This is a genomic window from Streptococcus parasanguinis, from assembly GCF_015557775.1.
GTDB classification, from domain to species: domain Bacteria; phylum Bacillota; class Bacilli; order Lactobacillales; family Streptococcaceae; genus Streptococcus; species Streptococcus parasanguinis_AA.
In genome coordinates, this window is sequence record NZ_JADNOY010000001.1 from 106,083 (window position 1) to 121,481 (window position 15,399).

The following is a 15,399-nucleotide window of genomic DNA, read 5'->3' on the forward strand; positions in this document are numbered from 1 at the left end:
ATGTCATTACTAGATGTTCAACATATCAAAAAGATCTACAAAACCCGCTTTCAAGGAACGCAGGTTGAAGCCTTAAAGGATATTCATTTTACCGTGGAGAAAGGCGAGTACGTAGCCATCATGGGGGAATCAGGATCCGGGAAATCGACCCTCCTCAATATCCTAGCCATGCTGGACCAGCCGACGGAAGGACGGGTCTACCTCAACGGTACCGATACCTCAACCATCAAGAACAAGGATGCATCTAGCTTTCGTCGGGAAAAACTAGGATTTGTCTTTCAAGACTTTAACCTGCTGGATACCTTGTCTGTCAAGGACAATATCCTTCTCCCTCTGGTGCTTTCTCGCAGACCGGTCAAGGAAATGATGAACAAGGTCGAGAGCGTCAGTCGGGAGTTGGGCATTCACCAACTTCTAGAGAAATACCCTTACGAAATCTCTGGTGGGCAAAAACAACGGGTGGCTGTAGCACGGGCTATCATCACATCTCCGGAAATCCTCCTGGCAGACGAGCCAACAGGGGCGCTGGATTCCAAATCTTCGGCTGCTTTGCTCGATGTCTTTGAAGATATTAATACAATGGGACAAACCATCCTCATGGTGACCCACTCAACCGCAGCGGCAGCTCGGGCAAAGCGCGTGCTCTTTATCAAGGATGGAATTCTTTACAACCAGATCTTCCGCGGGGAAAAAACAGAACGTCAGATGTTCCAAGAAATCTCAGATACTCTGACAGTCATGGCAAGTGAGGTGGAGTAGATGTTTCGATTAACCACTAAATTAGCTTGCTCCAATCTCATCAAGAATCGCAAGCTCTATTATCCCTTTGCGATTGCGGTCATTCTCGCAGTGACCATCGCCTACCTCTTTGACTCCCTGACCTTTAATCCCCACATTAAGGAGCTTCGAGGAGGATCTCCCATGCTCTTCACCCTAGGCTTGGGACTGTTTGTGGTCAATGCTGCTGGAGCCATCATCGTGCTCTATGCCAATAGCTTTGTCATGAAAAACCGCTCCAAGGAGCTGGGAATCTACAGCATGTTAGGTCTTGAAAAGCGCCATCTCATCAGCATGATTTTCAAAGAACTCTTTATTTTTGGTTTTGTGACTATCTCAAGCGGTGTCTTGATCGGAGCCCTCTTTGATAAGCTGATCTTTGCCTTTCTCTTGAAACTCATGAAAATGAAGGTCCAGCTGGTATCTACCTTCCAACCTGGAATTGTGATTGCAGTCTTTGTCACCTTTGGTCTCATCTTTGGCCTCTTAGTTTTTCTCAATGCTTGGCGCATTCTCCGTTTGAATGCCCTGCAATTGACGCGTGAGAAGGCTAGTGGTGAAAAGAAAGCCCGCTTCTTGTGGCCCCAAACCATCATTGGCTTAGCCTCTCTCGGTTTTGGCTACTACCTGGCTTTGTCAGTCAAAGACCCTATGTCTGCAATTTTGATCTTCTTTCTAGCCGTTGTCTTGGTTATGATCGGGACCTACTTACTCTTTAATGCTGGGATCACCGTCTTCTTGCATCTTCTTAAGAAAAAGAAGAACTATTATTACCAACCCAACAACATGATCTCGGTCTCTAACCTTATCTATCGCATGAAGAAAAATGCGGTGGGCCTTGCGACCATTGCCATCCTCTCGACCATGGTGCTGGTGACGATCTCTGCTGCCACCAACATCTATGTCGGTGGCGAAATGTTCAAGAAGATCATGGCTCCTCATGATTTCTCTGTCCAAGGAAAAGGGGTCGAGCTGGAGCAAATCAATCAGAAATTTGATGAATTTGCTTCTGAGCACCAGCTTGAGATCAAGAATCGTGACCTGATGACCTATGCCAACTTTGGAATCAAATCCCAAAAGGGCACAGACTTTACGGTCTATCCAGCTGACGAACGCAGCGTCACTCCTAAAACCGTCTTTATGGTCTTTGATGCAGCTAGCTATGAGCAGATGACAGGAGAAGAGGCCGATCTGACTGGCAACCAAGTTATCCTCTTTGCTCATAACGAGGCTCTCAAAGGCCAAAAGCAGTTTACTATCAATGGCCAAGACTTCCAAGTAAAGGAAGAAGTGACCAAGGATTTTATCACGGATCACTTGCCCAACATGTATAACATGCTGACGGAGGATTTCAATTACCTAATCGTGCCAGATCTCTCAGCCTTTATCGCTCAATTTCCAAAACTTGCCATCAATACCAATATCTACGGTGGCTTCAATGTCAATGTTGGCGAAGACCAGCAACTCAAGCTGGCAGCTAGTTATGACAAGATGATCGATGAATTGAGTAGCCAACAGGGCCAAGGAACATTTGTCTATGGGGGGAACCGGGCCAATGATGTGGCAGAGTTGAATAGCCTCTTTGGTGGCATCTTCTTTATTGGTATTTTCTTGTCGTTGATCTTTATGGTCGGAACAGTCATCGTTATCTACTACAAGCAAATTTCAGAAGGTTATGAAGACCGTGACCGCTTCATCATTCTCCAACAGGTGGGGCTCGATGAACACGAGGTCAAACGGACCATCAACCGTCAAGTGCGGACTGTCTTCTTCCTCCCACTTATCTTTGCCTTTGTCCACCTGGCCTTTGCCTACCATATGATCCGCCTGATCCTCAAAGTCCTTGGCGTCATCAATAGTGGCCAAGTCCTCATCGTGACCCTCAGTGTCTGTGCCGTCTTTCTCGTCACTTACCTGGTTGTCTTTTGGATCACCTCTCGGAGTTATCGTAAGATTGTGCAGATTTAGGAAAAGAAACTCAAATTAAATTAGAAACTTTCCTTAGGTGAGTACGGACGTCAGCGAACTTCGAAGAAGTTCCATGACTAATTATTGAGCCTAAGGTCTCAATAATTCCGAGTGCCTGAAACATAATTATTTCAGGCACTTTTCTCACAGCGGAAAGTTTCAATATACTCTAATAATAATCAGATATTATTTGGATATTTTTGCACAATAGTCCAGCTAAGGTTATTCAAAGAAAAGAATTGTCAATTTTTTTAGCTTGCTCATAGCGGGCTTTTTTGTACGAAAACCGACTGCGATTGTTTTTGTTTTTCAAAGGGATACACAAAAAAGACTGAACCCGTAGAGTTCAGTCTTTGTTCACTTTCTATTAAAGTGATGTAAGGAAAGTCAATCCCCCTAGGATGACACCTGCCGAATTCGGAATGATCAAAATCCAGTCTTTTTTAGGTTCCTTTGTCCAACCATAAATGACCCAGATCAAGCAAGAAATAGCAGCTGACAAGGGTTGGAAAGGTTGGGCCTTATTTCCCTGTAAATTAGCAATAATTTGTGGGATGTAGGCAATGAAAACGATAATCCCAATAAAGGCACCGATCGAGCCAACGATTTGGTTGATTTTTTGTTTATTCATAAAATTTTACCTCTGTGTATTAAAATAGCATAAGTAGGAAGAAAATGCAATTAATTTGCATGCTATGCAAGATGAAAATGATTACATTCGCACAAAATTAGACAATGTGTCAAAAAAATGGCAACTAGAGAGAAGACTCTCTCGAAAAGAAATCCATCTTCCTGCAAAATCACAAGATTGTGACACTTTACAGTTCGGTAACATTTGAAAAAAAGACTTGAATTTGTAAAGGACAAAAGGTAGAATAGTGCATACTTTAAAAAAAGAAAAGGAAATGGTAGTTTCAAAATGAATGAAAAACAAATGAAAATTCTTGGTTGGGTTGCGACCTTTATGTCTGTTATGATGTATGTGTCTTACTTCCCACAAATCATGGATAACCTCGCAGGTCACAAAGGGAACTTTGTTCAACCCCTTGTCGCAGCCATCAACTGTAGCCTTTGGGTTTACTACGGACTCTTCAAAAAAGAACGCGATATTCCACTTGCTGCAGCCAATGCACCAGGGATCATCTTTGGTTTGATCACAGCCATCACAGCCTTGTAATCAATGAAAGAGAGAGTAGGACAGAAATCGGTAATTCGTTAGAATTCGATTTCGTCGTCCCACCTCTGCACAGTTGAGTAGGGCTATAAAAGCTGATGAAATCAGCGTAGTAGAGCCCGCTCAACCACTGCGTCTTGCTCTACAATTCAAAAACAATTAAGAGGCCAGGACTTTTGTCCCAGCCTTTTTTTGATGGAATGAATCATTTCCATGGTATAATGGGAGGACTATTGATAGAGAAGATCAAAAGGAGACACGAGTGGATCAAAAACATTACTGCCAAGTCCTATGGGCGAAAAATAAATACCTGGTGCTCAGTCGTTCGAGTAATATCTACAAGGAAATCCGGGAATACCTCAAGCAAGACCAGGTGGAGGTCAGCCACGTCGAGGACCTGATCCAGCAAGCGCTGGCCTTGCCAGAAAATCGTGGCCAGGTCTCCAATGCCTTTCAGCATATCTGGGGCTATTTCAAAAAGCAGGCGACTGCAGAGGAAAAGGCGGACTTTATGCTGCTACTTGAGAAATACCAGCATGGCCAAGCCCAGCAAGAAGATCTGATCAAGGGAATCCAGACGCTCCTTGAGCGCTACCCGAATCGCTACTTACAAGATTCAACGCTACTAGGAGGTCAATAGATGAGACTCTGGCACCAAGACTTGATTCCCAAACTCCCTCGTCCCCAGCTCCTGGGTCAACACCGGGAATGCTGCGCCCTTCGAGGTAATGGCTGGGGCAAGAAGCACGCGACGGTCAACTATGTCTTTGACTACTCGCCCTATCGCCTCTATGCCTATCATCGTCTGATCATGGAGGAGATGACCGCTCGTGGCTATAAGGTCAGCCCAGAGTGGTGGGAGTCGACCTACAGAGGAAAGACCTGCCCAGCCTACCCAGAACTGGAAGAGGAAGCCTTGAGCCTCCCCATCTATCCCGAGCATCATGCGGGTTACCTGAAAGAATGCTTAGATAACCTAGCAGAAAAAGGGATCCAACTAGACTAAGAAAGAACGAACCAGACCTGGTTCGTTTTTTTGCCCGAAAAACCAACAAAATGCTTTGAAAGCGTTAATTTCTTTCCCAAACATGCTATAATAATAGGAGATTATGTACAGGAAAAGGATAGACGGATGAAAGAATTAATCGACTTAATTAATCAATTTAGAGATGAACGTGACTGGAGAAAGTTTCATAATGAAAAAGATTTAGCCATTTCGATTTCACTAGAAGCGAGCGAATTGTTGGAACTATTTCAGTGGAAACAATCAGAGGAAGTAGTTGAAAAGTCATTAAAAGAAATCAAAGAAGAACTTGCGGATGTTTTTATGTATTCTTTCATGTTAGCAGATAATTTGAATCTGGATGTAGAAGAAATTATAAAAGAGAAAATTGATATAAATGCAAAAAAATATCCTGTAGAATTAAGCAAGGGAAATAATAAAAAATATACGGACTTGGAGAAAAAATGAGCAATATTCAATCACCCGTAGTTATAGAAATCGATTATTCAAATCGAACATTTGATCAATTAAAAGAAACGATTGCTCCGAAACATTCTAAGCTTATCTTTGATTATCCAACTGTATATATCGTAAACGATGAGAATAAAAACAAGTATAGTGTTTATGTCGGAGAAACAACAGATATCATTCGTAGAACAAATCAGCATTTGTCAGATGATATAAAGAAGGACCGAGAAGACTGGCGACAATTTGAACAATCTAAAACTTCTAAAATGTTTGTTATTGGGCATAACCATTTCAATAAATCTTTGACATTGGATATTGAGAATAGGTTAATGCTTTACTTATCAAGTGTTGACCAAGTTGAAAGGGTTCAGAATAGAAGAGGAAATCCTCAAAACCAATATTATACTTCCGAAGAGTTAGATGAGATTTTCTCAAAGATATGGAGAACCCTAAATCGGAAAAACCATTATTTATTCCCAGCAGAAAGTTTTATTCGAAATTCAGCGATATTTAAATCCTCTCCGTTTCACAAGTTAACAGATGAACAAGTGAAGGCAAAAAATGAAATATTGCTCAAAATTACATCTGTCATTAGTAAAAATGAAACAGGAGTTCTAATTTTAGTAAAGGGTGATGCTGGTGCAGGGAAAACGGTTTTGATGAGTTCCCTCATCGATGATTTGTTGAATTCTGAAGATACTCAGATGATTCGCGAGAACAATGATATCAATTTGGTTGTGAATCATGATGATCAACTCAGTGTTTACCAAGAAATTGAGAAAAAATTGGAATGGAAGAGTGGATCAAATATTAATGTTGTGATGAAACCAACTCAATTTTTAAATGCTCTGAAAAAAGAAAAAACTGATGCTGGAATTGTAGTGGTTGATGAAGGTCACTTGTTATTGACTGCAAAAAATCAAGCCTATTTAGGCGGGAATCATTTAAATGATTTGCTCGCTAAATCCAAAGTAGTAGTACTTGTTTATGATGAAAATCAGATCATGAATAAATCCCAAATATGGACAGATGATGCTTTCTTGAAATTGGAACATGAAGCCAATTTAAAAGGAAATCTCATTACGCTACATAACCAAATGCGTATCCATGCAACAAAAGAAACAGTTGAGTGGATAAGAAACTTGATTGATACTGGAGTTGTGAATGAGGTTCCAAGAGATAATGATTATGATATTAAAGTTTTTGACTCTCCTGAGGAACTTCAAAGTGCAATCATGGAAAAAAATAATGATCAGAGTTTAGGCATTTCACGCTTAACAGCAACCTATGATTGGGAATATAGTAGTCAATCAAAACCAAAGGATTCTGACTATTGGTGTGTCCGTATCGGAGACTGGTCTTGTCCGTGGAACAGACAACTTGCAAAAGAAAAAGAATCTAAACATTTATCCTGGATAGAGCAGTCTCAAACGATTCATGAAATTGGCTCAACGTTTACCGTTCAGGGATTTGATCTAAATTATGTGGGAGTTATCATTGGCCCATCTGTCAAATATAGAGACGGGAAAATTATTTTTGATATAAGTGAAAGCAAAAATAAAAGTGCTGTTCAAAACAGAAAACTTGAATCAGGTGAAATGATTAATTACGGAGAAACATTATTACGAAATGAGTTAAATGTTTTGTTAACCCGTGGAGTTAACGGGCTATACGTCTATGCGGTTGATGAAGAACTTCAACAAGCTTTAAAAAATGCGACAAAATAAGATGCTTCCTATTTCCCAAATTTTTTTCGAATGATAGAAGTAGAGGGACCTTCCCTCTATTTTTTATCGAAAAGGAGCAGGGATGCAAAAAAGACATGCGCATGTATCGCCGACCTTGGACATCATGGCCAAGAAGATTTTTAGTTTGCCGGAGGTGACAGCAGCATTTATTCGGGATATTTTGGAGCTAGATGTGGCAGACGCTCAGATCGTGGAGGGAAGCCAACCCCACAGCATGGCCTATGAGATGAGGAGGATGACTTGTTCTCCACTGCGGTGGATGTGAGAGCCAAGCTCCATGATGGAACCGAGGTGATCATCGAGATCCAGATTCGCAAGCAGCAGTATTTCTTAAATCGGTTCCATTATTATTTGGCTAATCAGCTGGTGGAGAATGTACAAAAACTGCGACAGCAAGGCCAGACTCATAAGATGTACGAGCAGATGGAGCCCGTCTATGGGATTGCGATTTTGGAGAAGTCGCTCTTACTGGACGAAGAGGCCGCCATCAATAAATACTGGCTGACCAATAGCCGGTCCGGAAAGCAACTCAAGACCTATTATAAAAATGGCAAGCACCAAAATCTTCTGCAGGTTGCCTTTTTAGAGCTAGACAAGTATAATAAAGATGAGAAGCTGACAGATGCAGGCAGACAGTGGTTGGAGTTTTTTGGGAATCTTCCCTTTACAAAAGCTCCCAGTCAGGCTGTGGCTCATGCAGATTCATTATTAGATTCATCTAGCTGGACTAAGGAGGAGAAGACCATGATAGACGAGCGGATTCGCATTCAAGAAAATTATGATATGACTATGGAGACAGCGATTGATGAAGCGCGAGAAGAAGGTTTGGAGCAAGGATTGGAACGTGGTCTGGAACAAGGTTTAGAAAAAGGCCTGGAACAAGGTCGTAATGAAGAACGTCTGCAGTTAATCCGCAAAATGGTCTCACGAGGAATGACACCTGAGCTTATCTCAGATATGACGGGCTTAACCATTGAAGAAATTGAGGCTCTTCTTTCCTAAGTCATAAACGGAGGCACCGCCTCTTTTCTTTTTTGAAAAAAATTGAAAATTTTCCCATTTTTTCAATCCGCCTTTCTAGAATTGTGGTAGAATAGAGTCAACAAAGAGCTATCCTCACCAACAGTGTGATCGATACTAGAAAAGAGGATTCTGATGACAAGAAAAATTGGTATTATTGGTTTGGGGCATGTGGGTGCGACCTTGGCCCACAGCATGATTTTGAAACACACCTGTGATCACTTGGTCTTGATTGATACCAATGAGAAAAAGGTCAAGGCAGATGCCTTGGATTTCTGTGATACAGTTGCCAATACGGGGTATCCGGTTCATATCACGGTCAATGACTACGCGGCTTTAAAAGATGCGGATGTTGTGGTGTCGACTCTTGGAAATATCGAGTTGCAGGCTAACAACACAGATGACCGTTTTGCGGAGCTTCCCTTTACCAGTAAGCAAGTGGTGCAAGTGGCGCGTGATTTGAAGGCTTCTGGCTTTAGCGGGGTCTTATTGGTAGTGACCAATCCGGTCGATGCAGTCACTCAACTCTATCAACAATATACCGGCCTTCCAAAAGAGCAGGTGATTGGGACAGGGACCTTACTGGATACAGCTCGGATGAAGCGCGCAGTCGCTGATCGTTTGCAGGTTTCTCCTGCTAGTGTATCAGGCTACAACCTCGGTGAGCATGGGAATTCTCAATTTGTCGCTTGGAGTCAGGTCCGTGTCAAAGGACATGCTATTACCGATCTCTTCTCTCAAGAAGAGCTGGACGCCATTAACTACGAATCCTTGCGTGGTGGTCATACTGTCTTTTTTGGTAAATTCTATACCAACTTTGGGATTGCTGCAGCAGCCCAACGCTTAGCAGAAGCTGTGATCAATGATAGCCACGAGGAAATGCCGGTCTCTAACTATCGTCCAGAATACGGAACTTATCTTGGCTATCCAGCGATTGTAGGTCGAAAAGGAATTATCGAACGATTGGACTTGCATTTGACAGAAGAAGAAAAAGAAAAATTACTCCATTCAGCCGAAACCATTAAGGAAAACACACGAAAAGGGCTGGAGCATGCATAAAAGAGAGGAGGCTGGGACAAAAGTCCTAGCCTTTTAATTGTTTTTGGATTGTCGAGCAAGACTAGATAGCGGGCTTGAAGTCATCATTAATTGGATTGTAAAGATCTCTGGGGTTTGTTTTTCTTGGATGTTGATCCTCTATAGATTTATACGGTTATGATTTATTGAAGGTTGGCTATTATTGTCCAACCTTTTTTATCTGACTCTTTTTAGGATTCCCCTATCGAAATGGAGTAAAAGTTAAAATTCCAAGTTGTAATTCTTGACATTACATCTAGGGCATGTATAATAGTTAATATAACAAATATTCTTACAACAGAAAGAGAAAGCAACTATGAGAAACATTTTATTTATCGTCGGATCCCTTCGTCAAGGATCTTTCAACCACCAAATGGCTCAGAAAGCAGAAAGCCTTCTTGAAGGAAAAGCAACGGTGACTTACTTGGACTACAAGGGCATCCCAATGATGAACCAAGATTTGGAAACGCCAACCTTGCCAGCTGTGCAAGCAGCGCGTGATGCAGTCCTTGCTGCGGATGCTATCTGGATCTTCTCACCAGTCTACAACTTTGCCATTCCAGGTGTAGTGAAAAACCTGATCGACTGGCTCAGCCGTGCGCTTGACCTATCAGAAACACGTGGTCCATCTGCCCTCCAAGACAAGATCGTAACGGTTTCTTCAGTAGCCAATGCCGGACACGAACCAATGTTTGCGGCATACCAAGCGCTCTTGCCATTCGTTCGGACTCAAGTAGTGGGTGACTTTACAGGAACAACCGTAAACCCAGAAGCTTGGGGAACAGGTGAATTGGTCTTGACAGATGAAGCAGTGGAAGGATTGAAAAAACAAGCACAAGCTCTATTAGAAGCATAAGAAAAAGTCCATTTTGGACAATTTTCTTAAAAATAGAGAAAGTAAAAAAACTCTTAAGAATAGCGCTATATCAGCATTCCTAAGAGTTTTCATTCTATGGTGTCCAACCTACAAAATGGCAATGTTTCTATTGTTGCTAGGGTTTGTCTACGTTCTGAAAGCTGAGACAAAAGTTTCAGCTTTTTTAGATACTAAAGAGTTGTCCAAAGAAATAGGTTACTCCCATGGTAAGGAGGCCAATGATCAGGTTGCGAAGCATGGCTGGCTTGGTTGGTGCTTTTCCTAGTTTCGCACTGGTATAGCCAGTGAAGATCAAGGATAGTCCAACAACGAAGACTGTCACTGGAATGCGATAGTTAGCTGGAAAGAGAATGATAGAGAGCATTGGAGGAAGGGAACCAATAGAAAAAGCAAGGAAGCTAGATGCAGCTGCATGCCAAGGATTGGTAAATTCTTCGTATTCAATGCCGTATTTCTCTTCGACCAAGGCTTTGAGGGGGTGTTTCAGAAAGGCGCGCTCTGTCAGAATTTTTGCTGAAGTTTCGCATTCTCCATTTTCAAGATAAGCATGGTAGAGAGAGTCTCTAGCTAACTTTGGATCGCGATCCAATAAGGCTTGTTCGCGGTTCACAGCAGCTTCTTCCGTGTCTTTTTGTGTGGAAACAGAAACATACTCACCACCCGCCATCGAAAAGGCACCGGCCAGAATTGCAGACAAGCCAGATAAGAAAATGATCCAGATGTTATGCGTGGCACTGGCCACCCCGATCACCACTCCAGCGATAGAAATGATTCCATCATTGGCCCCTAGAACCGCAGCTCTCAAAATATTCAAGCGATCGCTAAATGATTCATCTACTCCATGTTTTATTTCAGTCATACAATGTCTCCTTTTCCTTATTTAGAATGATTATAAATAAAATACAGAAAGAAATCAAGGATTTTAACTCAAATGATAAAAGTTAGACAATTTAATGGAACCTTTTAGTTGTAAAATTTGACATTACAAGCAAAATGGAGAGAGAATTTGACATACACCTATCCTATCAAGGTTTATTTAGCAGAAGTGCATAATTTTTGAGGATCCTGATGGCATTCTAACGCGAGTGCGGAAAGGATAATAAAAAACAGCAGGCTTCCTGCTGTTTTTTGACGAGATAAATTAGTTGGTTTCATTATCTTTTCCCACCACCCAAAATAAGAGAAGGAGTTGGAAAATACCTAAGGCAAATAAGGTCATGAAACCATTGCGACTGCCTTTAGCTGTGGCTTGGGTGAAATCCAGCTTTTGATTGGCTTGGCTCATGGCAACGATCAAGGAAGCCAGAGTTGTTCCAACAGCACCTGCAAATTGTTGCAAGGTATTAAAGATTGCGTTCGCATCGGGTTGCTCTTCCAGAGAGAGTTGTTTCTGTCCGTTTGTCATGATATTTCCAAAGGCAAGTCCCATACCGGTCATGAAGAGCATGTAAAAGACGAGAATCAAACCATTTGTCAGCTTCAGGCCCAAGAGGGTGAAGTGAAAATGGGCCAGAAGGATGAAAGCAGCACCAAGGAGGATCGGTTTGCGGGCCCCCAGTTTATCTAGAATCAGACCAGAGAAAGGAGCAAAGCCAGCTCCAATGATGGCTCCTGGAAGCAGCATCAAGGCTGCAAGCGTAGTGCTTGAGTGGTTGACCAATTGGATATAATTAGGAAGAAGAAAACTCATGGCAAGAGAGCCTAATTGAAAGGTGAAGAAGGCTAGAATATGGCCAGTGAGACGATGATTTTTCAAAATAGAAAGATTGATAATGGGAGTCTCTAACTGATTGGACCGCCAGACCAAAAGGACCAGTCCCAAGGTTCCGATCACCAGCCAACCAAGCACAGAAAAACTGAAAAACGCATGATCCGCTAGGCCATGAATACCTAGAATCAACCCTATGAAAAGGGCAATGATGGCAAGAAGGCTCACGATATCAAAGGTTTCCCGCTTGACTTTACTGATTTGCTCAATGGAGCGAAGTCCTGCAACTAGTGAAGCTAGAAGGATCGGGAATTGAACTAAAAAGATGGACCGCCAGCCGAAGCTAGCTGTTAAGAGTCCCCCGACAGTAGGCCCTATAGCGGGTGCAATGGCTGTAATCAAGGTCCCCACTCCCATCATGAGACCGATCTTACGTTTTGGGACTTGTTCTAAAATGATATTAAACATCAGAGGGAGGGCAAAACCAACCCCCATTCCTTGGACCAATCGCCCCAGGACCACAAAGCCAAAATTTGGAGCTAAGAAGTCGATAAGAACACCTAAAACAGATAGGAGATTTCCAACTAAAAAGATGGACTTCATTTTAAAAGAACGCTTGAGATAAGCAGATAAGGGGACCACACAGGCAACCACTAGAAGATAGATGGTCGTAACCCACTGGACGGTTGCGGTGTTGATTTCAAATTCCTTCATCAATATCGGGAAGGTGATATTCATGGCAGTCTCTCCAGCCACCCCGCAAAAGGACAGGATCCCTGTCGCAAAGATCGCGAACAAGACCTTGGCTGAAATTTTTTCTTGTGACATAGACGTCTGATTCCTCCTAAATCTTTCTATAATGTTGTAAAAATGGTCTGAAAATCCATCCTAGCTCTCTCATTTTTCGTCAAATCCAATCGCTATGGGCATAGCAGGACCGACGGTAACCTGATTCATCGTTTTGTTAGCTAACAAATAGTATAGAGGAAATGAAGACCCCTGTCAAAGAGTTTTTCAAAAATTATGAAAATTTTAAAAGTATTCTCAAAAGATGATGCTTCTCCAAATGAAAGGGATTGCTCACCACTATGATATAATAAGATGAAAGCAAGCAATGTGAACACACCAATAGGGGGCGCCATGACCAAGTATTTAGTCCAGAAGTTTTTCTGGTTACGAGAAAAAAGTTTTATTCAGATTTCCCAGAAAACCCTGGTTTCCTTATTTCCTTTTTTCTTATTTTCAGGAATCATTCGAGTGATTGCCTTATCGGTCTTTTCTGATCGAGGCTATATCCATCAGCTCTTTTCGATGGACAGTTGGTTGCCATGGAATCAAGCTATCAGCCAGGTTCTTATTAATTTTTCCAACTTTCTAGGAGGTCTAGCAGGGCCTTTAGCAACCTACTTCGCTGGGAAATATACAGCTGGGCACTATGGTAGAAGTACGGGGACAGCCGGCGTGACTGCTCTTTTGGTCAGCTTGATTGTAGGGTCTCAGGAATTGTTGGTGGGACCACTCAATGATGGGCAACTGACAAGAATTAACTTACCTGCGACGACCAATATCCTCTTAGCCATTGTTTTAGGCTATCTAATCGGACAGATCTTTCGACTATCCAAGGCTAGTGACGACCAGATTGTGGACAAAGACTTTATCTATCAGCCCAAGACTGTGCGTCCCATTTTCTTGTCCTTGGTTCTGGGGGTTAGCCTGAATATTCTTCTCCTTCTTGGCAATCAGTACCGTATTTTTCAAATGATCGGTCAATTCTTTAGCTCTCTGACTATAAGCAGTCATCATCTCCTGTCCACTTTTGTTATGGGACTCTTCAGTGGCTTATCAGCTTGGGTCGGCAACAGTCAGGCTTTTGCCCTAAACTCAATTGTGGATGACAGTTTTGCTTTAGAAAATCTGAATTACGCTGTGACCCATCATACAACGACGGGGATTCCTCATCTCTATACTTTGACCAATTTGTATCGGAGTTTTGGCATGGTAGCTGGAATTGGCGCTGTCCTAGCACTTTTGGTAGCGATCTTACTGGTCTCCCACAGTCGAAAGGACAAGAAAGTCAGTCTCCTCAGTATTTTTCCAGGCCTCTTTAATAACGGTGCCCCCTTCATGGTAGGGATTCCGGTCCTGCTCAATCTTCTATATGTGATTCCCTTCTTATTGATCCCCTTGGTCAATATGGCCATCGCTGCTGTGGCTTTGTGCTTTAAGCTGATGCCAGCAGCCGTCTATCCAGTGCCAGATGGGACTCCGAGCCTTCTCTATGCTTTCATTGGAACGGGAGGAAGTCTGAGAGCCTTAGCTGTCAGTATACTTTGTTTTGCGATAGACGTGCTCCTTTATCTACCATTTGTCCGCATGGGAAATCGTATTCGAAAAGATCTAAAAGTGAAAGGAGAAAGCGATGAAAGTCTCTAAAAAAACAGCCATCGTCCTCACTTTGGTCTGTCTTTTCTTGATCGGTTTAGCCATTCCTTCTTATAGCTGGACTCGAACCAATGTTTCAAAAATCGAGAAATTTTATAATTCCAAACTGTCGCCCATCATCATGATTCCAGGAAGCTCAGCAACAGAGAACCGCTTTGATGGCTTGGTGACCAAGCTCAACCAAGGCCGCCAAGGCACCAAGCACAGTCTTCTCAAGCTCAAGGTATGGAATGATGGGAATATCACCTATAGCGGTAGTATTGATGCCAAGGACAATGAACCAGTGATTGTGGTTGGTTTTGAAAACAACAAAGATGGCTATAGCAATATTAAAAAGCAGGCTAAACTATTCAATCAAGCCTTTGAAGCCCTTCAAGAAAAATACAATTTTAATAATTTCAAGGGCTTGGGTCATTCTAACGGAGGCTTGATTTATACAGCCTTTATCGAAAATTATCTAGAAGATTATGATGTGGATCTCACGACCCTCATGACCATCGGAACTCCCTATAATTTCACGGAAACCAATATTCAAAACAAATCTGAGATGTTAGCCGATTTTATCAAGGGGAAAAAAGCCATCCCTAATACGCTTTATATGTATTCAGTAGCAGGAACCATCACCTATGATTCCGATGAGTTGGTCCCAGATGCCAGTGTTTCTGCTGGGAAATATATCTACCAAAACCAAGCTGCTAGTTATACGGAGATCACAGTGACGGGGGAAGATGCCCAGCACTCGGACCTTCCAACCAATGATGAGGTGGTTGCCTTGGTGAAAGAGCATATTGAAAGTCAACCGGATCGTAGAACCAAACCAAATAAAGAAAACTAATTGTGGCTGAGCAAAAACTCTCCAGACTTCTATGTTTAATAAGCATAACTGTATGACGCAGTGGTTGATTGCTCAAAGCACTGCTTTAAGGTGGTAGATAGGACTTGCGAAGCAAGTTTCCTAAGTATTCGTTCGCTTTTCAAGCTCCAAAGATGACCTAATGATGGAAACAAAGTTTCCTTTATCTACAACCTTCAACAGTCTCCCAGACTGTTGAAGCTATGCGGGGGAGGGAAAGTTGAAAAGGTTTGGGGAACCTTTTCAACCTTTTTAATTTTAGGAGTTCTTTCCCACTCCCACTT

The 15,399-nt window shown here is 42.3% G+C and carries 15 protein-coding genes and 1 pseudogene; 12 read left to right on the forward strand and 4 right to left on the reverse strand.

The genetic code is table 11. The features are described from left to right. Both I2F76_RS00595 and I2F76_RS00600 read left to right on the forward strand, forming a co-directional pair. Entirely contained in the window at positions 1–759 is a 759-nt protein-coding gene (locus tag I2F76_RS00595; protein ID WP_049498440.1) for an ABC transporter ATP-binding protein, read from the forward strand. Further along, positions 760–2,745, forward strand: coding sequence for an FtsX-like permease family protein (locus tag I2F76_RS00600; protein WP_195487023.1), 1,986 nt, complete (start codon positions 760–762; stop codon positions 2,743–2,745). Positions 2,746–3,112: 367 nt separating this feature from the next. On the opposite strand, the gene I2F76_RS00605 is transcribed toward I2F76_RS00600, so the two are convergent. Continuing rightward, positions 3,113–3,376 (reverse strand): SemiSWEET family transporter, encoded by a 264-nt coding sequence (locus I2F76_RS00605; RefSeq protein WP_003012241.1) that lies wholly within the window; start codon positions 3,374–3,376, stop codon positions 3,113–3,115. Between the two features lie 288 nt (positions 3,377–3,664). Here I2F76_RS00605 and I2F76_RS00610 point away from each other — a divergent pair, with 288 nt between their 5' ends. The 8 genes and pseudogenes from I2F76_RS00610 (at position 3,665) to I2F76_RS00645 (ending at position 10,091) form a co-directional block, all read left to right on the forward strand. Further along, the gene (locus I2F76_RS00610) at positions 3,665–3,922 is read left to right on the forward strand and encodes a SemiSWEET family transporter (protein WP_003006102.1); all 258 of its coding nucleotides are present in this window, start codon (positions 3,665–3,667) and stop codon (positions 3,920–3,922) included. 259 nt (positions 3,923–4,181) lie between these two features. Beyond that, on the forward strand, positions 4,182–4,559 hold the full coding sequence (locus I2F76_RS00615; RefSeq protein ID WP_195487024.1) for a YbgA family protein: 378 nt from the start codon (positions 4,182–4,184) through the stop codon (positions 4,557–4,559). Then, on the forward strand, positions 4,560–4,925 hold the full coding sequence (locus I2F76_RS00620; protein WP_049491521.1) for a TIGR02328 family protein: 366 nt from the start codon (positions 4,560–4,562) through the stop codon (positions 4,923–4,925). A 126-nt stretch (positions 4,926–5,051) separates the two neighbouring features. After that, on the forward strand, positions 5,052–5,390 hold the full coding sequence (locus tag I2F76_RS00625) for a nucleotide pyrophosphohydrolase (RefSeq protein ID WP_003006111.1): 339 nt from the start codon (positions 5,052–5,054) through the stop codon (positions 5,388–5,390). Continuing rightward, the gene (locus tag I2F76_RS00630; protein WP_195487025.1) at positions 5,387–7,117 is read left to right on the forward strand and encodes a DUF2075 domain-containing protein; all 1,731 of its coding nucleotides are present in this window, start codon (positions 5,387–5,389) and stop codon (positions 7,115–7,117) included. The genes I2F76_RS00625 and I2F76_RS00630 overlap by 4 nt, the downstream gene beginning before the upstream one ends. Positions 7,118–7,199: 82 nt before the next feature. Next, positions 7,200–8,140 (forward strand): annotated as a pseudogene (locus I2F76_RS00635) (Rpn family recombination-promoting nuclease/putative transposase). A 153-nt stretch (positions 8,141–8,293) separates the two neighbouring features. Beyond that, complete coding sequence (locus I2F76_RS00640; RefSeq protein WP_031576730.1) at positions 8,294–9,217, forward strand: L-lactate dehydrogenase; 924 nt, start codon at positions 8,294–8,296, stop codon at positions 9,215–9,217. Between the two features lie 334 nt (positions 9,218–9,551). Continuing rightward, a complete protein-coding gene (locus I2F76_RS00645) occupies positions 9,552–10,091 on the forward strand; it encodes an NADPH-dependent FMN reductase (protein WP_195487026.1) in 540 nt (179 codons plus the stop codon). 184 nt (positions 10,092–10,275) lie between these two features. Here the strand turns inward: I2F76_RS00645 and I2F76_RS00650 are convergent, their stop codons facing one another. From I2F76_RS00650 to I2F76_RS00655, 3 genes are all read right to left on the reverse strand, one after another. Next, the gene (locus I2F76_RS00650) at positions 10,276–10,971 is read right to left on the reverse strand and encodes a VIT1/CCC1 transporter family protein (protein WP_070450388.1); all 696 of its coding nucleotides are present in this window, start codon (positions 10,969–10,971) and stop codon (positions 10,276–10,278) included. Positions 10,972–11,144: 173 nt separating this feature from the next. After that, the gene (locus tag I2F76_RS10650; RefSeq protein WP_267472561.1) at positions 11,145–11,267 is read right to left on the reverse strand and encodes a hypothetical protein; all 123 of its coding nucleotides are present in this window, start codon (positions 11,265–11,267) and stop codon (positions 11,145–11,147) included. Then, the gene (locus I2F76_RS00655; protein ID WP_070589550.1) at positions 11,254–12,648 is read right to left on the reverse strand and encodes an MFS transporter; all 1,395 of its coding nucleotides are present in this window, start codon (positions 12,646–12,648) and stop codon (positions 11,254–11,256) included. Before I2F76_RS00655 ends, I2F76_RS10650 begins: the two co-directional genes overlap by 14 nt. Positions 12,649–12,960: 312 nt before the next feature. Here I2F76_RS00655 and I2F76_RS00660 point away from each other — a divergent pair, with 312 nt between their 5' ends. Both I2F76_RS00660 and I2F76_RS00665 read left to right on the forward strand, forming a co-directional pair. Then, the gene (locus tag I2F76_RS00660) at positions 12,961–14,253 is read left to right on the forward strand and encodes a PTS transporter subunit EIIC (protein WP_195422882.1); all 1,293 of its coding nucleotides are present in this window, start codon (positions 12,961–12,963) and stop codon (positions 14,251–14,253) included. Further along, a complete protein-coding gene (locus I2F76_RS00665) occupies positions 14,240–15,097 on the forward strand; it encodes an alpha/beta hydrolase (protein WP_070589546.1) in 858 nt (285 codons plus the stop codon). The genes I2F76_RS00660 and I2F76_RS00665 overlap by 14 nt, the downstream gene beginning before the upstream one ends. Positions 15,098–15,399 lie beyond the last annotated feature (302 nt).